Origin of the sequence: Paenibacillus fonticola DSM 21315 (assembly GCF_000381905.1) — a bacterium.
Lineage (GTDB): Bacteria > Bacillota > Bacilli > Paenibacillales > Paenibacillaceae > Fontibacillus > Fontibacillus fonticola.
On sequence record NZ_KB907268.1, the window covers coordinates 14,050 to 37,647 of the forward strand.

At 51.4% G+C, this 23,598-nt stretch carries 23 protein-coding genes and 1 riboswitch; of the genes, 12 read left to right on the forward strand and 11 right to left on the reverse strand.

Going from position 1 to position 23,598, the window contains the following annotated elements:
* The first annotated feature begins 268 nt into the window (after positions 1-268).
* The 3 genes from cobT to cobS are packed head-to-tail and all read left to right on the forward strand — an operon-like array spanning position 269 to position 2,939.
* A complete protein-coding gene (gene cobT / locus G358_RS0121300; RefSeq protein WP_019639288.1) occupies positions 269-1,348 on the forward strand; it encodes a nicotinate-nucleotide--dimethylbenzimidazole phosphoribosyltransferase in 1,080 nt (359 codons plus the stop codon).
* Positions 1,345-1,935, forward strand: coding sequence for a bifunctional adenosylcobinamide kinase/adenosylcobinamide-phosphate guanylyltransferase (gene cobU, locus G358_RS0121305; protein WP_019639289.1), 591 nt, complete (start codon positions 1,345-1,347; stop codon positions 1,933-1,935). The genes cobT and cobU overlap by 4 nt, the downstream gene beginning before the upstream one ends.
* Positions 1,932-2,939 (forward strand): adenosylcobinamide-GDP ribazoletransferase, encoded by a 1,008-nt coding sequence (gene cobS, locus G358_RS0121310; protein ID WP_019639290.1) that lies wholly within the window; start codon positions 1,932-1,934, stop codon positions 2,937-2,939. Before cobU ends, cobS begins: the two co-directional genes overlap by 4 nt.
* 100 nt (positions 2,940-3,039) lie before the next feature.
* Here cobS and G358_RS0121315 read toward each other — a convergent pair whose 3' ends face one another.
* A complete protein-coding gene (locus tag G358_RS0121315) occupies positions 3,040-4,728 on the reverse strand; it encodes a methyl-accepting chemotaxis protein (RefSeq protein ID WP_019639291.1) in 1,689 nt (562 codons plus the stop codon).
* Between the two features lie 217 nt (positions 4,729-4,945).
* On the opposite strand from G358_RS0121315, the gene G358_RS0121320 reads away from it, so the two are divergent.
* On the forward strand, positions 4,946-5,644 hold the full coding sequence (locus G358_RS0121320; protein ID WP_019639292.1) for a queuosine precursor transporter: 699 nt from the start codon (positions 4,946-4,948) through the stop codon (positions 5,642-5,644).
* A 484-nt stretch (positions 5,645-6,128) separates the two neighbouring features.
* Here G358_RS0121320 and G358_RS0121325 read toward each other — a convergent pair whose 3' ends face one another.
* The gene (locus G358_RS0121325; protein WP_019639293.1) at positions 6,129-7,214 is read right to left on the reverse strand and encodes a M24 family metallopeptidase; all 1,086 of its coding nucleotides are present in this window, start codon (positions 7,212-7,214) and stop codon (positions 6,129-6,131) included.
* 555 nt (positions 7,215-7,769) lie between these two features.
* Between G358_RS0121325 and G358_RS0121335 the strand changes: the two genes are divergently transcribed.
* Together G358_RS0121335 and G358_RS0121340 are read left to right on the forward strand one after the other, a co-directional pair.
* A complete protein-coding gene (locus G358_RS0121335; RefSeq protein WP_019639295.1) occupies positions 7,770-9,299 on the forward strand; it encodes an MDR family MFS transporter in 1,530 nt (509 codons plus the stop codon).
* A 63-nt stretch (positions 9,300-9,362) separates the two neighbouring features.
* Entirely contained in the window at positions 9,363-9,605 is a 243-nt protein-coding gene (locus G358_RS0121340; RefSeq protein ID WP_019639296.1) for a hypothetical protein, read from the forward strand.
* 165 nt (positions 9,606-9,770) lie between these two features.
* On the opposite strand, the gene G358_RS0121345 is transcribed toward G358_RS0121340, so the two are convergent.
* The 5 genes from G358_RS0121345 to queC all read right to left on the reverse strand — a co-directional run bounded on the left by G358_RS0121345 (position 9,771) and on the right by queC (position 13,284).
* Positions 9,771-10,742 (reverse strand): 2-hydroxyacid dehydrogenase, encoded by a 972-nt coding sequence (locus G358_RS0121345; RefSeq protein WP_019639297.1) that lies wholly within the window; start codon positions 10,740-10,742, stop codon positions 9,771-9,773.
* Between the two features lie 77 nt (positions 10,743-10,819).
* Entirely contained in the window at positions 10,820-11,317 is a 498-nt protein-coding gene (queF, locus tag G358_RS0121350) for a preQ(1) synthase (protein ID WP_019639298.1), read from the reverse strand.
* Between the two features lie 74 nt (positions 11,318-11,391).
* Positions 11,392-12,132 (reverse strand): 7-carboxy-7-deazaguanine synthase QueE, encoded by a 741-nt coding sequence (gene queE / locus G358_RS0121355; protein WP_019639299.1) that lies wholly within the window; start codon positions 12,130-12,132, stop codon positions 11,392-11,394.
* Positions 12,125-12,619 (reverse strand): 6-carboxytetrahydropterin synthase QueD, encoded by a 495-nt coding sequence (queD, locus tag G358_RS0121360; protein ID WP_019639300.1) that lies wholly within the window; start codon positions 12,617-12,619, stop codon positions 12,125-12,127. Before queD ends, queE begins: the two co-directional genes overlap by 8 nt.
* Positions 12,616-13,284 carry a 7-cyano-7-deazaguanine synthase QueC gene (gene queC / locus G358_RS0121365; RefSeq protein WP_019639301.1) on the reverse strand — a complete coding sequence of 223 codons (669 nt, stop codon included), beginning with the start codon at positions 13,282-13,284 and terminating at the stop codon, positions 12,616-12,618. The genes queD and queC overlap by 4 nt, the downstream gene beginning before the upstream one ends.
* Before the next feature lie 137 nt (positions 13,285-13,421).
* Positions 13,422-13,465, reverse strand: a riboswitch (PreQ1 riboswitch).
* Between the two features lie 169 nt (positions 13,466-13,634).
* On the opposite strand from queC, the gene G358_RS0121370 reads away from it, so the two are divergent.
* Positions 13,635-15,131 carry a copper amine oxidase N-terminal domain-containing protein gene (locus tag G358_RS0121370; protein ID WP_019639302.1) on the forward strand — a complete coding sequence of 499 codons (1,497 nt, stop codon included), beginning with the start codon at positions 13,635-13,637 and terminating at the stop codon, positions 15,129-15,131.
* Positions 15,132-15,253: 122 nt separating this feature from the next.
* Here the strand turns inward: G358_RS0121370 and G358_RS0121375 are convergent, their stop codons facing one another.
* On the reverse strand, positions 15,254-16,114 hold the full coding sequence (locus G358_RS0121375) for a TIGR03943 family putative permease subunit (RefSeq protein ID WP_019639303.1): 861 nt from the start codon (positions 16,112-16,114) through the stop codon (positions 15,254-15,256).
* 38 nt (positions 16,115-16,152) lie between these two features.
* On the reverse strand, positions 16,153-17,316 hold the full coding sequence (locus G358_RS0121380) for a permease (protein ID WP_019639304.1): 1,164 nt from the start codon (positions 17,314-17,316) through the stop codon (positions 16,153-16,155).
* Between the two features lie 213 nt (positions 17,317-17,529).
* Here G358_RS0121380 and G358_RS0121385 point away from each other — a divergent pair, with 213 nt between their 5' ends.
* From G358_RS0121385 to G358_RS0121405, 5 genes are all read left to right on the forward strand, one after another.
* Complete coding sequence (locus tag G358_RS0121385; RefSeq protein WP_019639305.1) at positions 17,530-18,747, forward strand: GTP-binding protein; 1,218 nt, start codon at positions 17,530-17,532, stop codon at positions 18,745-18,747.
* Between the two features lie 53 nt (positions 18,748-18,800).
* Positions 18,801-18,950, forward strand: a complete 150-nt coding sequence (gene rpmG / locus G358_RS0121390; protein ID WP_084662861.1) for a 50S ribosomal protein L33 — start codon at positions 18,801-18,803, stop codon at positions 18,948-18,950.
* Between the two features lie 160 nt (positions 18,951-19,110).
* Positions 19,111-19,827 (forward strand): metal ABC transporter ATP-binding protein, encoded by a 717-nt coding sequence (locus G358_RS0121395; RefSeq protein WP_019639307.1) that lies wholly within the window; start codon positions 19,111-19,113, stop codon positions 19,825-19,827.
* The gene (locus tag G358_RS0121400; protein WP_019639308.1) at positions 19,764-20,645 is read left to right on the forward strand and encodes a metal ABC transporter permease; all 882 of its coding nucleotides are present in this window, start codon (positions 19,764-19,766) and stop codon (positions 20,643-20,645) included. The genes G358_RS0121395 and G358_RS0121400 overlap by 64 nt, the downstream gene beginning before the upstream one ends.
* 32 nt (positions 20,646-20,677) lie before the next feature.
* Positions 20,678-21,922 (forward strand): metal ABC transporter substrate-binding protein, encoded by a 1,245-nt coding sequence (locus tag G358_RS0121405; protein WP_019639309.1) that lies wholly within the window; start codon positions 20,678-20,680, stop codon positions 21,920-21,922.
* 4 nt (positions 21,923-21,926) lie between these two features.
* Here G358_RS0121405 and speD read toward each other — a convergent pair whose 3' ends face one another.
* Together speD and G358_RS0121415 are read right to left on the reverse strand one after the other, a co-directional pair.
* Complete coding sequence (gene speD, locus G358_RS0121410) at positions 21,927-22,736, reverse strand: adenosylmethionine decarboxylase (RefSeq protein ID WP_019639310.1); 810 nt, start codon at positions 22,734-22,736, stop codon at positions 21,927-21,929.
* Between the two features lie 213 nt (positions 22,737-22,949).
* Positions 22,950-23,543, reverse strand: coding sequence for a 50S ribosomal protein L25 (locus G358_RS0121415; RefSeq protein ID WP_019639311.1), 594 nt, complete (start codon positions 23,541-23,543; stop codon positions 22,950-22,952).
* Positions 23,544-23,598 lie beyond the last annotated feature (55 nt).

Sequence of the window (23,598 nt, forward strand, 5' to 3'; positions counted from 1 at the left end):
TTTTTGCACGGAGTTGGGGCTAATAAGGTCTGTGGGGTCCGTTAGGTCGCCGTAAACTAGGCAAACAGGCCAAATAGCGCCTTCTGTGTCCGTAAACAAGTAAAGTCATGCTTGATTGCACGTGTCCTATGAGCCTGCCCAGTCAAGCAGATGCATCTTACGAATATGTCTATCGTGTCACCCAGGAATAACGCCAGGGGGTGACTTTCTCGTCCGGTTATTAGCAAAAATTATGATATGTAGATTAATTAGAAAAGAGGGCTGCAGGATGAGCTATTCCATTTCGGACGTCATTGGATTAATTGCGCCGCTGCAAAAGAAAGCGGCAGAGTTAGCAGCAAAGCACCTGGACCGTTTGACTAAGCCGCCGGGCAGTCTTGGCAAGCTGGAGGAACTGGCGGTACAGCTTGCTGGGATTACCGGCCAGGTTAAGCCAAGCTTCCCGCAGCGTGCGATTATTGTAATGGCTGCGGATCATGGGGTCTGCGAGGAAGGGATTAGCGCTTTTCCGGCTGAGGTTACCCCGCAAATGGTGTTAAATTTTTTGGCTGGCGGAGCGGCGATTAATGTATTTGCCCGTCAGGCTTCGGCGGAAGTGTTGTGTGTCGATATCGGCGTGAATGCCGAGCTGAGTCATCCGGATCTGTTGGAGCGGAAGGTGAGGATGGGAACGGCCAACATGGCCCTTGGCCCAGCGATGAGCCGTGCGGAAGCGGAGGCGGCTGTTTTGGCCGGGGTTGCCATCGTGAAGGAGGCTGTGAATAAAGGCACAACACTGTTCGTTACTGGAGAGATGGGCATCGGCAACACAACGGCCAGCGCTGCGGTGATGAGCGTACTTTTGGGTATTGCACCAATCGAATGCGTCGGCCGCGGCACCGGAATTGACGAACGGAAGATGAAGCATAAGGCTTCCGTGGTAGAAAGGGCGATTGCGGTAAATCAACCGGCTGCCAATGATCCGCTCGATGTGCTCTCCAAGGTAGGGGGGCTGGAGATCGCCGGCTTAACCGGGGTTGTACTTGGCGCAGCGGCCCATCGATGCCCGGTCGTTATTGATGGATTCATATCGAGCGTTGCTGCTTTAGCCGCTCAAAGGCTATGTGCGGAGACAGCGGGTTATATGGTGGCTTCCCACCGCTCGCAGGAACCGGGGCATATTCAAGTGCTGCGCGAGCTTGGTCTTTCCCCGATGCTGGAGCTGGATATGCGGCTCGGTGAAGGCACGGGCGGCGCGCTTGCTTTGCACCTGATTGACGGAGCTTGCCGGATCATGAAGGAAATGGCTACTTTCGAAAGCGTGGGAATTTCAGCGGGTGAGCCAGCGGCCGTGGAGGATCCGAAATGATCGTCATGGTGACCGGAGGCGCCCGCAGCGGGAAGAGCAGCTTTGCCGAGCAATGGTGTATGAAGCATGCGCCTGAAGCATGCTATATCGCTACGGCCCAAGCCTTCGATGCGGAAATGGAGCAGAGGATCGCTCTGCATCGTCAGGACCGGGCAGTGGCAGGTTATGGTTGGGAAACGATCGAGGAGCCGCTTCAACTGGGCGATTTGCTCTTAGAGCTCGGAAGCAGCCAGCCTGAAGAAGCGCACGCTAACGTTGGGGGAGCCGCATCCCCGGCTGTGCTAGTCGATTGCCTAACGCTTTGGCTCTCCAACATGCTGCTCGCTGTGGGAGAGAAGGATAATGCAGAGTCAAAAATAATGACGGAAATCGATCAGCTTCTTGAAGCGATCAAAAAGTACAAAGGGACGCTTGTTATCGTAACTAACGAGGTGGGGAGCGGAATTGTTCCTGCGTATGCGCTGGGCCGGCAGTACCGGGATTTGGCTGGGATTTTGAATCGGCGTGTAGCTGCTATTGCTGACCAGGTATTTCTTGTTACGGTGGGAATTCCGATTGAGCTGAAAAGCAGGGAGTACAAGTTATGAGCAGGAGCAACGCTAACGACAGAAACGATATAGACAACAACTGTACCAACAGCGCCGACAACAGCGCTGACAACAGCGCTGACAACAACGCTGACAACAACGTTAACGACTGTACCAGTAATAATAGTTACAACTGTCCCGGGGGCAGCAGCGCTACTACCAGTACAACCGATACCAACAGCACCACTCCCAATCCCAATAGTACCGGCAAGGATTGGCCGCTGGCGGCAGCGTTTCAATTTTTGTCGCGGTTTCCGGTGCCGGTTGCGGTGAAGTTTACGCCGGAGGTGCTGCGGCGGAGTGCCAAATACTATCCGCTGGTCGGATTCGCTATAGGGGCTGCGCTCGGTCTGGCTGCTGTTGGCTTTGCTTGGGTACTGCCGCCGATGCCGGCTGCGGTGCTTGTCCTCGCTTTGTGGGTCTGGTTGACCGGAGGGCTGCATCTCGACGGCTGGATGGATTCGGCGGACGCGCTGCTCAGCTTCCGAAGCAGGGAGAGAATGCTGGAAATTATGAAGGACAGCCGTGTCGGCGCCATGGGAGTCATCGCTTGCGTACTGCTGCTCCTGTTGAAGATGTCTCTCCTCTATACGCTAATCGGCTTTAGTTATGCTAAGGCCGGCGCGGCGCTTCTAACGGCAGCGATATGGAGCCGCTGGTTCATGACCTATGCTATGCAAGCATGGCCGACGGCGCGGCAGGGCGAAGGGCTTGCGGACAGATTTCGCGGGCTGAAGCTGGGTACTATCGCATTTTCCACGGTGGCTGCCCTGCTGCTATCGGCTGTAGGATTAACGGTAATATCCTGGCTGGAGCAGGGAATAGTTTCATTGCCGTTTTCGCTGCTGTATTTCATCACGCCCTGCATCGCTTGGCTCGTTGGCGCGTTGGCAGCAAGCAGGATTAGCAAGCGATTGGGCGGGTTAACGGGAGATGTGTACGGTGCTTTGAATGAAGGCTTAGAGGCGGCGGTACTGTTAACAGCGGTGATTTGTCTGGGGTAGAAAATAGCAATGCCGTGGTACCTTGGGTATCACGGCATTACTTATGGCTTTACGGCTGCTTTACGGCTGCTTTACGGCTGTAATAATTTCCATTGATTTATCAGATGATAAATTTGCTGACGGATTCACGCAGGGACAGCGCGCCTTCATGGAGATTGCGCACGGTGTTGGCATGATCCTTGATTTCCTCCGCCTGCCTTGTAGAGTTGCCGGCAATTTCCTCGATCATCTCCAGCGATTTTGCTGTGATGTCGGCAGCGTCTTCTACAGAGACGGTCACCTCTTCCGCGCTGGCCGAAACCTGCTGGGTCGATGAGGAGATCGATTGAATAGTCAAATTAATCGATTGAATCCATTCCGTCAGTTGTGAGAAGGCTTCTTCCGCACTTTTAACGCGGGCCGTCCCTGACTGGATTTCCTCGCTGACCCGCTGCATGGCGCGAACCGAGTTGCCGGACTCCTCCTGGATGGCGAGGAGATAATCGCCGATTTCATCCGTTGCGATGCGGGATTGCTCGGCAAGCTTGCGCACTTCTTCAGCTACGACCGCAAAACCCTTTCCGTGTTCGCCGGCACGGGCCGATTCGATGGCGGCATTAAGCGCCAGGATGTTAATCTGTTTACTGATTTCCTTGATCGTTCCAACGATTTGGGCGATCGCTTCGGAACGCTCGTTCATCAAAGAAATATGGTTCATTGATTCCGTGGCGGCCTCTTCCACAAGAAGCATGCCGTTGACAGCGTTGTACGCCAGTTCATTGCCTGTTATCGCCTTCTGCGAGGCTTCACCGATTTTTTCGGTAATTTCGGCGGAGGAAGACGCAATATATTGGATGCCTTTGGAGATTTCCTCCATGGCGCGTGCATTTTCGGCTGCAGTCGAGGCAAGTGTGGTACTGCCTGCTTCCACTTGCTGTGCCGCTTCAGCGGAGCTGTAAATTAATTGCTCGAAGGTTTGCGCTGAACCGAGCAAGTTATCCGAAGTGCTAACGACAGCTTGGGATGTAAGGTGTACGCTCGAGATCATTCCCTTTAGCTGCTCCGTCATCGTACGGAAGCTTGCCGCCAGTTGGGCCAGTTCGTCCTGGCCTTGAACCTGGATCGATTGGCGAAAATCGCCCCGGGCCATTGCCTCGGTCACCTGGCCCAGGCTTTTTAACGGCTGTGTAATGCGTTTACTGATCCAAAAAGCTGCGGCAGATCCAACAATGATAATGACGGCGGTAATGCCGAAGCAGATCCAGAATATTTCCGATTGCTTCTCTTTGACGAAGGTAGCATCCATTCCAACAGCCAGCATCAGCTCGCTGCCCGGAATTTGGATATAAGCTGTTTTGTGGTAGCCGAACTTGTCCGAATACAGCTCGCTAATAGCCAGCTTGCCCGCCGGCGCTTGTCTCATCGCATCTTGAACGGGAATCTGTTCGGAAGTTTGCACGATAGAATCGGAACTCGCTGCAATGACGGTAGCTTGCTCATCCTTCAGGTGAAAGAGATAAACCGTATCCAGTTGAAAATCCTCGGCACTTTTTGTTAAGTAAGCCTCCACGCCGAATCGGGAACTTTCTCCTCCCTTGAGCAGTTGAAGGGCCATCGTAGTATCGAGTCTGCGGTAAATATCCTGTGTACTCGTATGTAGAACTTTGTCAAACTGGGGCAGAACGTTATTTTTGATAATTCCCATAGATACGTTGTAAAAGCTTATGCTGAATAACAGTGAAGACAACACAATGACAACGGCAAAGGTGGTCATGAATTTGCGGCTGATTGAAAGCTTAATTCCGAACATACATAAATATCCTCCTAATCTATTTAATCCATTCTGGTCGATCGCTGTTACTATTCGTCTCTTTCCATTAACCTAAGCGAAAAATTAACCACTGGTTCATAAGTCTTATATTATAGAAAGTTTTCCCATTTGAAAATAGGAGTTTGATCATATTCTCCTTTTTTTCATAAACTTTTCACTGTATTTTCAAATAAGGGGCAAAAAGGAAGGAAGTCTTATGTTCAACTTCGGATGGGGCGTACTGTTTGTGCTCGTGAATTTTACGTTTTTCTTGATATGCTATCGCTGGTTTGGAAAAAAAGGGCTTTATGCATGGATTGGCGTAGCTACGGTCATTGCCAATATACAAGTGGTGAAGACGATTGAGATGTTCGGGATCGTAATGACTCTCGGTAATACGATGTATGTCAGCCTCTACCTGACCAGCGATTTGCTCAATGAAAAATACGGCCGCGGCGAAGCTAAAAAAGCGGTGTGGTTCGGTTTCTTTACTTTGATTATGACGACCATCCTGATGCAGATGGCATTGGTCTTCACCCCTCAACCCGGGGATTTTGCGCAAAAATCATTAAAGAGCATATTTGGCTGGATGCCTAGACTCGCGCTGGGAAGCCTGACAGCCTACTTCATCAGTCAATTTCTGGATGTGCGGCTATTTGCGTGGATCAGGAAGTTTTATCCGAGCCGAGGTCAGTTATGGATTCGCAACAATTTCAGTACGATGGTCAGCTCGTTCGTGGATACGCTGATCTTTTGTACGATCGCTTTTGCCGGGCAATACAGCTTGCGCATTTGGGCGGAGATTTTACTGACGACTTATGTCATTAAATTTGTTCTCACCGCTGCGGGCACCCCATTTCTATATATCGCCCGAAACTATCATCCAGACGAGGTTGAAGCGGCGCAAGCCAAGTAGCCGTGGTTCGCCGACCGACCGCCGTCATGCAGCGAAGCACCGCCATGCTATTTTTCAGCTCCTCCATAAAAAGTATCGGATACGAAGCTAAACTGGAACGTTAACTACTGGAACGTTAACTAAATGGAACGTTGACTAAATGGAGATCATGTATTTATTTATGCTCGAAACGAATATTTCAGGGATTAGATGGATTTGATGCATCAAAAATTAAGAATCCAGGCCAGGATGCCCCTCTTCCTTCTCACTAACGACATGAAATCCATTTAAACCTGCGTTCCCTTCTTTACCGCAGAAAATAACTACTATAAAAGCATTAAATGAGGGGGCGAGTTCGGGCGAGTTCGGGATTGTGGCATTAAGGCCCACATTCTACTCAAAGTGGGGGGCGCACTAAAAAGTTGGACGGAAAACATGATGTTCTTCCGCCCAACTTATTATTTTGGGGACTTATTTCAAGTTGGCTATGGCTTAATAAGGTGGTTTATAAATAAGTAAGCTCCTTTGGCAGCGCCGTTAACACATCGACGCCTGAAGCCGTTACTGCGACATCATCTTCGATCCGTACGCCGCCAAGTCCTGGAACGTAAATTCCCGGCTCGACGGTAAATACATTGCCCTCTTCCAGCAGCAGCTCGTTCTCGCCGTGGACGGAAGGGAACTCGTGAACGTCAATGCCGAGGCCGTGGCCGAGCCGGTGAATGAAGTAGGAGCCGTACCCGGCATCCGTAATGACGTCGCGGGCGGCTTTATCAATCGAGGCATAGGAGACGCCGGGCTTAATGGCCTGGATCGCGGCTTCATTCGCGGCGTGCACCGTATTATAGATGCGCTGCAGTCCTTCGTCCAAATGGCCGACGGCATAGGTGCGCGTAATGTCCGAAGCATAACCGCCGGCATACAGGCCGATATCAAACATAAGCAGGTCGCCGCTCGTTATAGCCTCATTCCCCGGCACCCCATGGGGAAGGGCGGTTTTCTTCCCGGACAGCACCATGGAATCGAAGGCTGGGCCTTCGGCGCCTACTTTGCGGATAAGGTATTCAATTTCGGCGACGAGCTCGTATTCGGTGACGCCTGTATGTACATGGGGCAAAGTGTCCAGCAATACTTGCTCGATGAGATTAACTGCACGCCGGATTTTCGCGATTTCCTCTGGCGATTTGCGGTTGCGAAGCTGGCGCAGCCATGGCCCGGCATCCAGGTATCTGGCGAATGATAAGGATTCCTGGAGCTGTTCGAAGCGGGCTACGGACATATGATCCTTTTCAAAGCCGATCGTACCGACCGAGGATTTCAGGTTTCTTTTTAATATTTCATAAGGGTTATCCGTATCGCTGTGCGTAACGACTTCGGTAATGTCAGCCACCGCGCGGGCATTCTCTTCATCCAGCTCCGGAACGAGAAGGAAGGGCGGTTTGCCTATGGAAAATATGGCGCCCAGAAAACGTTCGTGGGGATTGCTATGGAAGCCAGTCAAATAATAGATGTGCTTTGGATCGGTAATGATTAAAGTTTGTATGCCTGCTTCCCGCATTTTTTGTTCCAGTATGGTCCATTTGGAGTTCATATGGTGAGCCTCCCTCTCTTTGAAACTTATTTCTTTATTATAGGGTAAAAGATGCGCTGCATATAGTTCGGCGGTGCTATCGTCGAGATAAGTTTTTCATGAAAAAAGACGTCCCCTTCCAGGACATCCTCATGTGAGGTTTACCTATTCAAGCTTGAAATGGGTAAGGCTATGATCACATTATTATTGTATCATATTATTACAATATTTGTAAGATGGCACTCGTACTTTGTCGTATTACAAATTTTTGTCGAGCCATACGGGGAGAGGAGCAAAAGAAAGAAGGATAATGGGGAAAGGAAAAAGGAAAAGGAAAAGGAAAAGGAAAAGGAAAAGAGAATGAGGATCAATAACGAATAACGAATAACGAATAACGAGTAATGAGTAATGAGTAATGAATAATGAATAATGAATAATGAATAATGAGTGATGGTGATGAGCGGTGGATAACAGAGAATAAAGGTGGCTGCTTTACTTTCCGCCTGTTTTCAATAAAATAAACAAAAGAAGTGATTATTTTTAATCTGAATAAGTTTAAAGGAGCATACCTATTTGATGACCAAACAGAAGGACAACACTTCCCTCATTTTGATCGGATTGATGCTGGCCATCCTGATGTCGGCGATGGATAACACGATCGTCACAACAGCTATGGGAACCATTGTGTCGCAGCTTGGCGGCATGAAGCAGTTCGTTTGGGTCACTTCGGCTTACATGGTTGCCGTAATGGCTGGGACTCCTGTTTTCGGCAAACTGTCCGATATGTATGGGCGCAAGCGATTTTTCATCTTCGGGATTATTACGTTTTTAGTCGGGTCGGTGCTATGCGGCATCGCTGGGAGCATTGCGCAGTTGAGTATCTTTCGGGCTATTCAGGGGATTGGCGGCGGGGCGCTGATGCCGATTGCTTTTACGATTATTTATGATATTTTTCCACTGGAGAAGCGTGGCAAGATGACCGGACTTCTTGGAGCGGTATTTGGAACTTCCAGCATCTTCGGCCCTTTGCTTGGCGCCTATATCACGGATAAGCTTGGTTGGCACTGGGTGTTCTTTATCAACGTGCCGCTCGGCCTGGTTTGCCTTGCCCTGATTATCTTATTCTATCGTGAATCGCTGTCGCATTCCAAGCAGCGTATCGATTGGGGCGGTGCATTTACGCTTGTCGGTGCTGTCGTATGCCTGATGTTCGCGCTGGAATTGGGGGGTGAAACTTATCCTTGGGATTCCACGGCCATTCTAAGTTTATTCGCCGGATTTGCTGTCTTATTTATTGCTTTTCTGTTCATCGAAACGCGGGCGGAGGAGCCGATTATTTCATTCAGCATGTTCAAAAACAGACTTTACGCGACGAGCAGTGGCCTGGCACTGCTCTATGGCAGCGTGTTCATCGTAGCCACTGTATTCATCCCCATCTACGTTCAAGGTGTATATGGCGGTTCGGCGACGAATTCGGGTCTCAATCTGATGCCGATGATGATCGGCTCGGTCATAGGCAGCATGCTGGGCGGGATGTTATCCACACGTCTATCCTACCGTACGATTATGATCATCTCCGTCATTTGCTTCGTGAGCGGAATATTCGCCTTGAGCACGATATCCATCGATACTCCCCGTATTTTGCTTACGTTGTACAGCATCCTGACCGGATTCGGGGTCGGTTATTCTTTTTCCGTGCTGAGCATGGCGGCCGTGCATCATTTTGATATGCGCCAGCGCGGCGCGGCTACGTCCACTAACTCGTTTCTGCGCTCGCTCGGAATGACTTTGGGGATCACAATTTTCGGAATTGTACAAAGAAATCTAGTCACGGGTGAAATGAAGCGGGCTTTCGGGGGCATGGGAATAGGCGAGTCCGGACAATCGCTCGGTGATTTCAAGGAAGTGCTGTCCCCGGAGAAGCGGGGAGAAATTCCACCGCCTGTGCTGGAAAAAATAACGGGAGCGCTCTCTTCCTCTATTGCCCATACGTTTATGTGGGCTCTGATTCCTGCCGGATTAGCGGTGCTCGTCGTGTTATGCATGCCGAATGACCGTATCTCTCCGAAGGGCCAGCGCAAGAAGCAGCCGCAGCAATCCTCATAAGCACGTTTATTTTGTATATTTTTGAGGTATAAAAAGATTACAACTCATGCGAGGTGATAACCTATGGAGGACAAGTCCAGACGTGATACTAAGCCCGGTGACCGGGCAGGAGGATGGGACCATCCCGAGCAGTACCCGACAAGCAAACCAAGCTTGTTTGATATGCATGAGAGCGAGATGCATGTCGATCCGATTCCCGTGGAGGATTTGCGCATGGAAGTGCGGGAGGAAAGGGACAAGGAAGCGACCAAGCATCGCTCCTCAAGCGAAGGCAAATATCATACCGGCTTTGAGGATGAGGAATAGCCGGCAAGAGACGCAAAGAAGGGCTGGAGCAGGGTGTGAAGTGCACCCTAATCCATCCCTTCTTTGTTGTGATGCAAAACCACGCTTGTTGTAGTAATTTAATTCCGCCATAGCGGAGCAATCTGGAGGCCTGGGCTTACTGTTGGAACGAACGCTTGCTCAAGCTTACGGTCGCAGCTCCTTGACAAGCTGTGGCGGAACTTTGCCGCTGAGGGCGGCGACCAGGTTCTCAGCGGCCAGCATCGCCATGTCGAAGCGCGTCTTGCTCGTTGCCGAGCCGATATGAGGCAGGGTAACGACATTCGGCAGCTTCAATAAAGGGTTGTCCGGAGATACGGGCTCCCGCTCGAAGACGTCCAGACCAGCCGCATAAATTGTCCGTTGTTCCAACGCCGCGATAAGCGCCTGCTCATCGACAGTTTGCCCCCGGGACGCATTGATAAAGATCGCTGTCGGCTTCATCAGCCCGAATTCCCGCTTGCCAATCAGGCGTTCTGTCTCCGGTGTCAGCGGCGTCATCAGCACGATGAAATCGGCTTCTTGAAGCAGCTCATCCATGGAGCAGTACTTGGCTCCAAGCTCTGATTCGGCAGCAGGCTTCCGGCTGCGGTTATGGTAGAGGACGTCCATTTGAAAGCCCCATTTGGCCCGGCGGGCGACGGCTTCCCCGATGCCGCCCATGCCGATGATCCCCAGCTTCTTATGATGGACATCCAGACCGAACAGTTCCTGGTTGTTGCCGCGCTTCCATTCGCCTTCCTTCACGTAGCGGTCAAGCTCTGGTACCCTGCGGGCAGCGGCTAGCATTAAGGCGAAGATCAGATCCGCGACCGTCTCATTGAGTACGTCCGGCGTATTGGTTCCCATGACCCCGCGGGCTTTCATCGCTTCCAGATCGAAATGGTTGTAGCCCACGCTCATCGTGCTGACCACCTTCAGCTTCGGCGCACGATCCAGCAGCTCGGCATCGATCTTGCCGCCAAAGGTGAGCAGCCCCTCCGCATCGGATAGGCTGGCCAGCAAGGCATCTCGCGGGATCAGCTCAGGGCTGTCCCATTTGTCATAGGTGCAATGCTCGGCGATATAGTCTTCGACTTCCTTAGGAACGTTGCGGGCAATGAATACTTTCGGCTTCAAGGCAGTTCTCTCCCCTCCGGAATAGGTTGCAATCTCTATTTATTCATTGTAACAGATTGCAGCCGTCTGAAACTCGATTATCTGTTATCGATTTTCTCCGGGTACATGTCATGCTGAATGAGGCGCTGCTCGGCCATGGCCTCGTATTTCGTGCCGGGACGGCCATAGTTGCAGTACGGATCGATCGAAATGCCGCCTCTCGGCGTAAATTTGCCCCAGACCTCAATATATCTCGGGTCCATCAGTTTAATCAGGTCGTTCATGATGATGTTCACGCAGTCCTCATGGAAATCGCCATGGTTGCGGAAGCTGAAGAGGTATAGCTTCAAGGACTTGCTCTCCACCATTTTGATGTCGGGAATATAGCTGATATAAATGGTGGCAAAATCGGGCTGTCCCGTAATCGGGCACAGGCTCGTAAACTCCGGGCAGTTGAACTTTACGAAGTAATCGCGATAAGGATGCTTGTTATCGAAGCTTTCAAGAATGCCCGGATCATAGGCAAAAGAATACTGCACCTTTTGATTGCCAAGCAGCGTTAAATCCTGAAGCTCTTCGTTTTGTCTTCCAGTCATATATAATTCCTCCTAAGCGGATTGTTTCTTGTTTTCAGCAATAATAGAGAAATTTTCAGTAATAATAGAGAACGCTAGACACCGCGTTTGTTGCCCCATACAAGAGCATGAAGCTGGGGCAGAACGCGGACATCGTTCAGCTCTGGATCAGCGACGACCAGATCAATTAGCTGCTCGTATCTCTCCAGAAGGTCGGTGGTATGCTGCTGAATATCCATTCTTCTGACATCCGAGTTGCCGACCTGCAGGAAGAACGGAATGTCTGGATAGCGGGCATGCACCTTCTTCGCATAGGCCAAATCCGCCTCGTCAAAGACGACGACCTTCAGGCTTTGGCTGTAAGGATTAGCTCGGGCTGCCAGCCGTGACACAACGTTGTCCAGCGCGCCCCAGTCCGTCGTCATGCCCGAGCTGGGCGGCTTTGGCGACAGGGTCACCTGGTCGATCTCGGCGAGCCAGTCCTGCCAGCGGGAGCCCTGCGTCTCAACCGCAACGGCAATCCCTTTGTCATGGAGCAGTTTCACCAATGCGCCGAGCCCGCCGAGGAGGGCAGGGTTGCCGCCGGACAGTGTCACATGGGAGAAGCGGCCGCCGCCAAGAGCTTGCAGCTCGGCATAAATATCCTCGGCCCTCATCAGGCGGATGTCATCCTTGGCGCTGCCGTCCCAGGTAAAGGCCGAATCGCACCAGGAGCAGCGGTAGTCGCAGCCCGCCGTGCGGACGAACATCGTCTTCTGGCCGATGACCATTCCTTCCCCTTGAATCGTTGGCCCGAATATTTCCAGGACGGGAATCGGCTGATGTGTGTTACTCACCGTTCATCCACTCCCGTCTTATTTCAGCGTAGCTCGTAGGCGTCTCGTACAGACGGACGAACTCCGTCCGGGCCTGCAGCTCCGGGGAACGGTAGGCGTCTTTTTGCAGCGCGTGCTCCATCTGCTCATAAAGCCAGACTACCATGTTCTCTGCGGTCGTATTCATATGCGGCAGCGACTCATTTAAATATTGATGGTCGAGGTATCCTTCGATTTCGTGCTTCCATATGGCTTTGATCGTTCCGAAATCAATTGTAATTCCGATTTCATCAGGTATCCCGCTGATTCCAAAAACGACTTTATAGGTATGTCCGTGCAAGTTTTTACACTTGCCCTCATACGCATGCAAATGGTGTGCGGCGTCGAACGTAAACTCCTTGCTCACCAGCACGCGCCGCTGATGGTATCTTAATTTGGAGCGAGGGATATCCTCGCCAAGCTTCTGCAGATTGTCGACGATGCGAAATTCGCCAGGTACGAAGCTCATGACGTCGCCCCCTTTCCTCGCGTCTGGAGATAGTCTTCCATTCCGGCAAGCCTTAGTTTGCAGGCCGGACATTCTCCGCAGCCGTCGCCGATGACGCCGTTATAGCAGGTGAGCGTACGCTCCCGGATATAGTCGAAGGCGCCAAGCTCGTCGGCAAGCTGCCATGTAGCAGATTTATCAAGCCACATGAGCGGGGTATGGATGACGAAGTTATGATCCATGGCCAGGTTAAGCGTAACGTTCAGCGATTTGACGAAGGCGTCCCGGCAATCCGGATAACCGCTGAAATCCGTCTCGCATACGCCGGTAATAATATGCCTTGCCCCGACTCCTTTGGCAAGAACAGCTGCGAAGCTGAGGAACAGATGATTACGTCCTTCTACGAACGTGTTGGGAAGCTCGCCGTCCTCGTGGACGATGTCCATGTCATGACGCGTTAATGCATTCGGACTTAATTGAGCTAGAAGTCCCATGTCGAGCAGGTGGAATTTGACCCCGCGCTCTTCGGCGATTCCGCGGGCGCACTCGATTTCCTGCTTGTGGCGCTGGCCGTAATCAAAGGTGACGACCTCTACTTCACGGAATTGCTTCAATGCCCAGAATAGACAGGTGGTGCTGTCTTGGCCGCCGCTGAAAACGACGACGGCTTTTTCGTTTTTAAGCATAAAAAAACCTCTCTTCTTCTGAATTTTGTGAAAGGATGCTAGCAGCATCATTTACATAGAAGAAAGAGAGTTCTTGAACTTTGACACTATGAAAAAACACGCCAAGGCCCCAAAGGGCACGGCAAAAAAGGCGCGAAGCGCCGTTAGTTTTTTATAGAGGGAGTTCGCGAACCTCTCCCATGCCGCAGCAGCATGGATCTTCTTCAATTATTTTGTTGATTTGCTCTTATTATAGCATAAATGAACTGGTTTCTGCTGCTCCAATGCTTGTCAACTAATAGATTGCTCCTGTTTACAATAGGAAGTTAATACATGATAATAGAATATATTAAAATTAGGGAGGTTATCTTTTGAAAAGATTTGGAAAGTGGCTATCGCTGCCGTTAGTGCTATTATTGGTCATTCTTACTGGTTGTGAAGCAGTAGGAGGTTATGACGTCAACAAGGCTTTGCAGAAGAGCTTGGAAGTTCAATCCAGCGAATCCAAGCAGAAGGTTACAATCGAAGTTGTCCCTGCGGATAACGTGTCTGCGGTAGACAAGGAAATTATAGATCTTATCAATTCAATTTCTTTAACGGTTGACCATGCTAAAATCAAGGATGCTTCGACGATGTCGCTCAAAGGCTCGATCGGCTTTTCCGGTGAGAAGCTCCCGTATCATATTTCGCTGGATACCAAAGGCATAACCGTCCAGCTTGAAGGGGCGAAGCAACCGCTGTACATATCCTTAGAGGATGCATACTCAGAGTATCTTGCCTTCGAGCCATACGATGAGCAGTCTCAGGAATTCGGGGTTAAGGCTGCGGGCTTCCTGCTCAAGCATATGCCGAATCCGTCCACGATTTCCGTGAAAAAAGTGCAGGAGAAAGTCAATGAAGAAACGCTCAGCCTGACTCATCTGCATGCCGAAATTCGCGGTGATGAGCTGGTGAAGCTGGTCAAGCCGCTGCTGACGAACGTATCGAAGGACGAAGCGGGCTTGAAGGAGCTGATCGGCGCTTTCTATGACGCATACTATACGGTTCTTAGCACCCAATCGGGATCCGACGCTTTCGATGCAGGACCGGCATCCTCCAAAGAGTTCACCGTAGCTGCCATGTACGGTGTAGTTCAGGAAGCGCTGAACGAGATCTTGAAGGATTACGATCAACAGGCAGCCGCCCTGTTCGAAGAAATGCCAGAGTTGAACACGGTGTTGGGAAAAGATACCGTGCTCAAAACCGATCTGTATTTCGACGGCGACCTGAATACGCGCAAGCAGAACATGGAACTGACGATAGCGATTCCTCAGGGCGCAGGCGTGCCTATCAAGACGTTCACAGTACGCAGTGAATCCGAAATGTGGAATGTTGGCGGGACCGTAGCTGTGGATCAAGTCAACGTAAATGCAGGCAAACTGGATGTTACGGACGAGGAAATGACTCCGGGGCAAATTTTGCGCAACTTTGAGCCAGGTTCGATCATTTACAAGCTGCTTAAAGACAAAATGCAGATCACTTCCAAAAACGTAATGATCGGGTATCCGGGCGACTACTACGAAGTGATCAAGAAGAACGGTACCAGCTTCGTGCCGCTGCGTTACATGTCCGCTGAACTCGATGCGGAGATCAAATGGAATGAGGCAACGAAGACGATTACGATCATCGACGATATCACGCAAGCGGAGATTGTGCTGACCATCGGCTCTAAGCAGGCAAAAGTAGCCGGCAAGGCAGCTGAACTGTCTGAGCCGGCATTCATCCATACGGACGGCAAAACCTATGTGCCGCTTCGTTTTATCGCAGAAGCTCTGGGAGCGAAGGTTCATGCAGGTGGAAGTGACTGGATTACAGTAACGCGCGATTAATAAGTGAAACTAGGCTGCGGCGTATTCTGCTTTTAGAATAGCCGCGGCGGGCGCATAACATAAAAGCTGCCATTCCTTTGACGCATGCAATGCGGCGGGGTATGGCGGCTTTTTTTTCCTTGTTATTTGTCGAAAGCTTCAAGGGGATGATCATTCGGGTAAACGTAAGGGGTCGCCGGGCGGGGGATTTCACGGATTTCCTCTGCCGAGACAGCGAGGATTTCCCTGCCGTTGCGGAGCGTCGTTTGCAGCGTCCCTTGTACTTCGATCCAGGCGTCCCGTTCGAACCAGGGAAGAGGCTGCGCAGAGGAAACGACAACGCCGAACGGATAGGCATCCGCGGTGCAGCATTGGACAAGGAACCGGCCTACAACGAACTCGCGCGGGCTGTTTGAGCCGGGATCTTCATAGACAAAACCGCTCAGCTTCACAGTTTTTCCCTGGAATTGATCCTTGAACAGCTCGAAAGCGCCTATCGTTTCGGAGTAAATTTCCGGTTTAACCTCGATAATGTCTTGAGGGTATAATTTTTTGGCGAGCTCGGCGAATTCTTCGTTGTATTTATCCGGGGCGATGAAGACGTTGTTGAGGTGCTCCGTATTCAGCGCGGGCGAAGAGAACTGCATGCCCTTTTGATTTGCCGCCATGCTGCCGAGCGCCTGATCTGGCATAACAACGCCGAGCAGCAGCGGGATAAGAAAGAGGGCGTAAACAGCGGCGTTCTTTAACGGGGATGCGGGCGCGGCATGGTGCTCGCAGCCGCAGGCGGGAGAAGTGCTGCGAAACAGTGCCTCCCAGGCGAGGCAGAGGGACATGGCAGTGAGCGGGATCGCACTGTAGCGGAGCCAAGGCTCCATTTTTGGGGCGATGTAGTAATGCAGCGTGCCGCTTCTGGACAGATGGGCGATAAATAAGGCGAAGGCCAGCAAAATGAAGCTTCGTGCAAGCTGCTGCCGCCGCAGCGTTGTGCGGGAATTTTTCATTACGGTAAAACCTCCTTCCATCGCTTAAGAAACGGACATTAGCTTAAATAGAGCTTGCCTGCAAGGACAGAGCCGATAAACACGACGGTACAGATGAGAAAAGCGAAGTAGAGTACAAATTTGGCTTTGAAGACGGACAGGAGCATCAGGACGTTCTTGAGGTCCAGCATCGGTCCGAACACGAGAAAGGCGAGCAGGGAGCCGGCGGAAAACGTATGCGTGAACGCGGCAGCGACAAAGGCGTCGGAGGTTGAGCACAGCGATAATAGAAAAGCGAAGCCCATCATGAAGGCATAGGAGCCAACAGGACCCCCGCCGATGGCGAGAAGGCTCTCTCTGGGAACGAACGATTGAATCGCGGCCGTAATGAGGCAGCCCATGATCAGGTATTTTCCCATATCAAATACCTCGTCGGCCGCGTGAACGAGTACAGCTGTTATTTTCCCGCCCTGCTTGGGATGGTTATGATGATGCACGTGGTTGTGCTCATGGTGGTGATCATGCTTACGGGCATGTTCATGGGGATGGCTGTGATTATGATTGCGCTCATAAAGCTGCTCATGATCCTTATGATACTGCTCATGATCCCCAGGATACTGCGCATGGCGTCCATGCTCATGGTCGTGATGACTCGAGGCAGCACCGGGAAGGAGTTTGGTTCTTAGCGGGTTTCCTTTCCAAGTGGCGTAGATCATCCAGCCGATCGCTGCGGCGACAAGGAAGGCCAATCCCATTCTGGCATAGACCATTTCCGGATGCAGCCGAAACGCCATATAGGTCGCCCCATAGACAACCGGATTCACGATCGGTCCGGCCAGAATGAATACGGCGGCAATGTATACGGGCATGCCTTTTTGAATGAGCTTGCGGATCAGGGGAATCATCCCGCACTCGCACACCGGAAATATGAAACCTAGCACGCAGGCGAACAAAATGCCGGCAGCAGGGTGCTTCGGAATCCATTTGCTTAACGTGTCTTCGGAAATATACAAATGTACAAGCGAGGAGAGCAAGGCCCCGATCAGCACGAAAGGGAGCGCCTCCAGCAGTATGCCGATAAAGCTTGTCTTGAACAGATGGACATAATTGAGGTCAAGCGAAACTAAAGGCAGAAGAGCCGGCGCGATGACGATGAGGCAGGCCAGCACAAAGGCTGCGGGAAGCAAAAAGGGAAGCCATCGGCTTAGGGGCAATGGGTTCATAGCAATCTCCTCTATTTTTCATAGGATTATCTTAATCATAATAATTACTATTAATAACGGACGAGGTTCAGAACAAAAAATCATGAATTTTGCCGGTCATCGAGCATTGACAAACGGGGGAGTTGGCATTATATTAGGTTTTGTTAATCGTAATTATTACGATTAATTATCACTGTAGGAAACTATTCCGATTTTGTGAAGGGAGTTGGTCGAATGGCTAATCAGCAAATACCGGTTACTGTGCTTAGCGGTTACTTGGGCTCAGGGAAAACAACGGTACTGAACCATGTGCTGAATAATCGCCAAGGGCTGAGAGTTGCCGTCATTGTCAACGATATGAGCGAGATAAACATCGATGCAGAGCTGGTAAGCGCAGAAACGAATCTGTCGCGGACGGAGGAGAGGCTGGTGGAGATGTCCAACGGCTGCATTTGCTGCACTCTGCGGGATGACCTGCTGAAGGAAGTGCAGAAGCTGGCGGAGGAAGGGAGATTTGATTATATCCTTATTGAATCTACCGGCATAAGCGAACCGATTCCGGTTGCCCAGACTTTCACTTATGAGGATACGGAGACAGGGATTGATTTGCGTGGTTTGGCTAGGCTGGATTGCATGGTAACTGTCGTGGACGCCTATCGTTTCTGGCATGACTTCTCCTCTGGAGAGACGCTGCTGGAGAGAGGCGAAGCCAGCGGTGATAGTGATACACGGGATGTTGTGGATCTGCTGATCGATCAAATCGAAACCTGCAATGTGCTGGTTCTGAATAAATGCGACCTGGTCGGGGACGAGGAACTGGATGAGCTGGAGGGAGTACTCAGGAAGCTGCAGCCCACTGCCAAGTTCATCCGGACGCAGCATGGCAGCATCGATCCTGCGGAAATATTGAATACAGGCTTGTTCAATTTCGATGAGGTGAGCATGTCTGCGGGCTGGATCAAGGAGCTTCAGCAGGAGAGCCATACCCCTGAGACGGAGGAATACGGCATCAGCTCCTTCGTGTACCGCAGAGTGCGGCCGTTCCATCCAGAGCGGCTGGCTGACTTTATGAGCGATTGGCCTGAAGAGGTCGTGCGGGCGAAAGGCCTGGCCTGGATCGCGGCCAAGACGGATTTGGCAGCGAGCTTGAGCCAGGCCGGGCCATCGATTCAATTCGGGCCGGCGGGGCAGTGGCTGGCGTCTTTTCCGCAAGAGCAGCAGGAGGAGGTCTTCCGCAGCGAGCCGGAAATGAGGCGAAAATGGGATGAAGTATGGGGAGACCGCCTCAATGAAATCGTCTTTATCGGCATACATATGAACCGTGCCGAGATAGAGAAATCGCTGGATCAATGCCTGTTGACAGAGGAAGAAATGAGCTTGGATTGGGCCAGCTTCCACAACCCGCTCCCGTGGATGAGCGATGAGGAGTATTTGGCAGCAAGTGTGGAATAGAAGCTACACACTAGAGAGGAGGAAGTTTTCTTCTCGTAAAAAGGGGGATTACGATGAGAGTAGTCATAACGCTGGCATGCACAGAATGCGGGGATCGAAACTATACAACAACGAAGAACAAAAGGACGCATCCCGAGCGGTTAGAGCTAAGAAAATATTCGCCAAGGCTTAGAAAATATACGATTCACCGTGAAACAAGATAGCATAAGAGGGAACAGTGTTCCGGTATGCACGGTCAGAAATATTTTAGTGCAGAAGCAATAAGTCCATGTATGTCTGAGATGCCTGTGATCGTGCTAATTAACCGGGCGAAGTGTCTTTCTCTTTAATCGTAATAATTACGCATAAGTGAGGGGGGTATGCATGATTTTGTCTTCCATGCGGAATGTCGTATTCGGATATGGGGATACGCCCGTGCTAAGCGGCATTTCCGTGGATATTCATCAAGGGGAATTCGTCGGGATTACCGGCCCTAATGGCGCCGCCAAAACAACGCTGCTAAAGCTATTGCTCGGCTTGCTGAAGCCATGGAGCGGTTCGGTGCATATTCACACCGAGGCATTGGAAGGAGAACGTTTGAGTATCGGATACGTACCGCAGAACGTGGCGTCTTTCAATAGCGGTTTTCCCAGCCGTGTACTGGAGCTGGTCAGGTCAGGCTGTTATTCCCGGCTGGGTCTGTTCAAACGGTTTGCGGCGGAGCAGCACGAGACCGTCGAGCAGAGCTTAAAGCAGGTCGGTATGTGGGAATACCGACATCGTAAAGTCGGGGAGCTGTCCGGGGGACAGAAGCAGCGGATCTGCATTGCCAGGGCTTTGGCAGGGAAGCCGAACGTGCTTGTTCTGGATGAGCCTACGGCGGGAATGGATCAGCAGGGAAGGTTGGGCTTCTATCAGCTTATGCGCCATTATGTTACATCACACGGGCTGACCGTAATCATGGTGACGCACGAGCTTCAGGAGTCGGGAAAATACTTGGATCGCATCATTTCATTGGAACAGCGGGAGAGCGAGGGATGGCAATGTTTGACTACGAGTTCATGCAGCGTGCGTTTTGGGCCGGAGCTATGCTCGGAATAATCGCTCCCGTCTTGGGCGTCTATTTGATGCTCAGGCGGCAGGCGCTGATGGCGGACACGCTGTCCCATGTCTCTTTGGCCGGGGTGGCGCTTGGTTCCTTGGTTGGAATGAATCCCACCATGACGGGAATTGCTGCCGCCGTAATTGGCGGAATTCTTGTGGATGGGCTGAGGCGGGCCTATCGGACCTATAGCGAAATGTCTGTAGCGATCATTATGACCTCGGGTCTTGCTCTTGCCATCGTACTTATGAGCCTGCGTACCAATTGGAGCAAAAGCTTCAGCTCCTATTTGTTCGGCTCGATTGTCGCGGTGAATGATTCGGGACTGTGGTTGATTGGCGGCGTGACGGCGGCAGGCGTGATTTATTTGTTCGTGCTGCACAGGCCGCTTTATAATATGACCTTTGACGAAGAGACGGCGCAGATTAGCGGTTTGCAGGTGAAGCGGCTGTCGTTCTCGTTTGCGGTATTAACGGGGTTGACGGTGGCCGCGGCGATGCCAATCGTCGGCGTCCTGCTCGTCTCTTCACTTATGGTTCTGCCGGCTTCGCTCGCCTTGCGCGTTGCTAGCGGGTTCACGATGGCGCTGCTGGTTTCGGTCGCGGCCGGATGGCTGGGCATCTTCAGCGGTTTGACCATTTCATATTACGTCAATGTGCCGCCTGGTGGCACGATTTCGCTCATGCTGCTGTTGATGCTGTTGTCCGCCATGCTCGTGCAGAAGCTGCGGCGAAGACAGGGCAGGTACAAACAACAAGCTCTGCTTATGGGACAAGGGAGCAGAACTTCAAATTTTCGAGAGGGAGTGGAAAGGTGAATAAACATCGCATTCAATCAGGAAGTGCAGGAATGAATAGAATATGGAATAAAGGGAATAAGGGGCTAGCTGCAGCGGTACTGCTGCTTGTGGTTATCATGGTCGTTGCGGCATGCGGCGCAAAGGGGGGCGCAGGCTCAGGCGGAGCAGAAGCGGAGTCGCCCGCCTCGGCGGCTCCCGATTCCTCAGGAGAGGGTAAGCTGAATATTCAGGTCAGCTTTTATCCGATGTACGAGTTCACGAAACAGGTAGCGGGAGATGCGGCTAACGTGCAAATGCTTGTTCCAAGCGGCGTAGAGCCGCATGATTGGGAGCCAACACCCCGGGACATCGCTAAGCTGGAGGAGGCCGATGTGTTCGTCTATAACGGTGCCGGCATGGAGGGCTGGGTGGAGCAGGTTCTTTCCGCCGTTAGCAGCGAGACACTCGTGAAAATCGAAGCCAGCCACGGGCTCGACATCATTGAGGATGCTGAAGCGCATGATCATAGCCATGATAACCAAAATGCTGAAGCCGAGCATGGTCATGACCATGAGCATGACAGCGAGCACGGGGGAGCGGAAGCTGTTCATCAGCACGATCACGAGCACGAGAAAGCGGAAGCAGCTCACGAGCATGATCACGAGCAGACGAATGCAGAGGCCCACAATCACGAGCACGACCAGGAGCAGGAGCAGGCGAATGTGGGGGCTCACAATCACGACCCCGACCATGAAGCAGCCGGTCACCATGATCATGATCACGGCGGGCTGGATCCGCATGTGTGGCTCTCTCCGGCCCTTGCGATCCAGGAGGTTCGAAATATTGAAGCAGGTCTTTCCCAGGCTGCACCGGAGCATCAAGAGTTATTCAAGAAAAATGCGGACGCCTATGTGGCGAAGCTGGAGGCGTTGGATCAGGAGTTCAGAGATACGCTTGCTAGCGTGAAGCGCAAGGATTTCATTACGCAGCACGCCGCATTTGGTTACCTCGCCCGGGAATACGGGCTCCGGCAGGTGCCGATCGCCGGACTGTCTCCGGAGCTGGAGCCGTCGGCAGCCCAAATGGCGGAAATCGTCAAATTTGCCAAGGAGAACGAGGTGAAAACGATTTTCTTCGAAACCCTGGTCTCCTCCAAAGTAGCCGAAGCCATCTCTAAGGAGATCGGCGCCCAAACGGCCGTTCTTAACCCGATTGAAGGTTTGACGGAGGAAGACTTGAGCAGCAGCCGGGATTACATCGTACTGATGCGGCAAAACTTAGAGGCGCTGAAATTAGCGCTTAACGAAAAGCTTTAAAGCCTTAGGATGAGATGTTTCTGCCATAGAAAATCTCATCCATTTCCGTTTTCAGCAGCTCAGTGATTTCCGCCTGCTCCTGCGGGCTTAGCTTGTCCTTCGTATAGCCGAACAGATAATTGTTCAGGTCAAATTCCTTCAGTTTGCATTTAGTATGGAAAATATGCTCCTGATAGACGTTTACATCAATCATATGGTACGCATCGATAACTTCATCCGGGATGTAATTCTGAATGGAGCTGATCTCGTGATCGATGAATAGCTTATGTCCGTTGACATCCCGCGTGAACCCGCGAACCCGGTAATCGATCGTCATAATGTCCGTGTCAAAGGAATGGATTAAATAATTCAGCGCTTTGAGCGGCGAAATTTCACCGCAGGTCGACACGTCGATATCGGCACGGAACGTGCTGATTCCTTCGTCCGGATGATATTCGGGATACGTATGGACCGTAATGTGGCTCTTGTCGAGCTGCAGCACTACGTTATCCGGCAGCGGCCCCGGCGATTCCTCAAAAGATTCCGTAGGCACCTCCACGACAGGCCCCTCCGATACTAGCACGGTCACACTCGCCCCCTGCGGCACGTAATCCTGCTTGGCCACATTGAGCACATGGGCTCCAATGATGTCGGACACAGCCATCAGAATGTGAGTCAGCCTGTCGGAATTGTACTGCTCGTCGATATATTCTATATAAGCCTGCCGCTCTTCTTTAGTTTTCGTGTAACAGATATCATACATATTGAAGCTTAGCGATTTGGTCAGGTTGTTGAATTCGTGCAGCTCTACACGCTGTTGTGGTGTCAGTGTCATAGCAGCCTCCGTTAAGAAATGATATGCCTTAGTTATCTTTATACCCATTCTTCTTTGAACCTAACGGATTGAAATATTTGCTTACCCTGTTTGCATCTTCCTTTTGCCGGCCAAGTGGAACGATTATATTGGTAGGAATATGTATAATCTCAAAAAAAAGCGGCAAGCCCGGTATAATGCCGGACCTGCCGTTTGGTTTTTATATATCTATAGTTATTCTTCCGCCGCTTCGTCCTCGGACTCGAGATCCCCGGCTTGGATTCTTGGTGTCACGACAGAAACGAGCAGCTCGTTTTCCGCAGACAACAGCGTAACTTCAGGCGGAAGCTCTACATTTCCGACGAGAAGTGAGTCGCCAATATCCAGTTCGCTAATATCAACGCTGATGGATGACGGCAACTGGTGAGGCAATGCTTCGACCTCGATGAATGTGCTCTGCGTCTGCACGATGCCGCCCAATTTCGTACCTTTCGGGGTACCGACGTAATCAAGCGTGACTCTCGTACGCACGAGTTCATCCTTCTTTACGCGGAGGAAATCCACATGAGTATATTCGCGTGTCACAGCATCCCGCTGTAATCCTTCGAGCAGTACAGGAATTTTATCGGAGCCTCCAACTTGAACCTCCAACAGCCCTGATCCTCCGCCTCTGAACCAACGTTGAAATTCCTGCGAGGAAATATGAATCATGTCGCTTTCTTTGTTCAATCCCATAACTACGCCTGGTAGACGTCCGCTTTGGCGCAGGCGCTTAAGGCCAGACTTATTCATAGGTGATCTTTGTTCCGCTACAAAACATGCTCTCATCACTACAACACTCCTTAATATTCAACAATATATTTTGTGCTCCCAAAATCGCTAT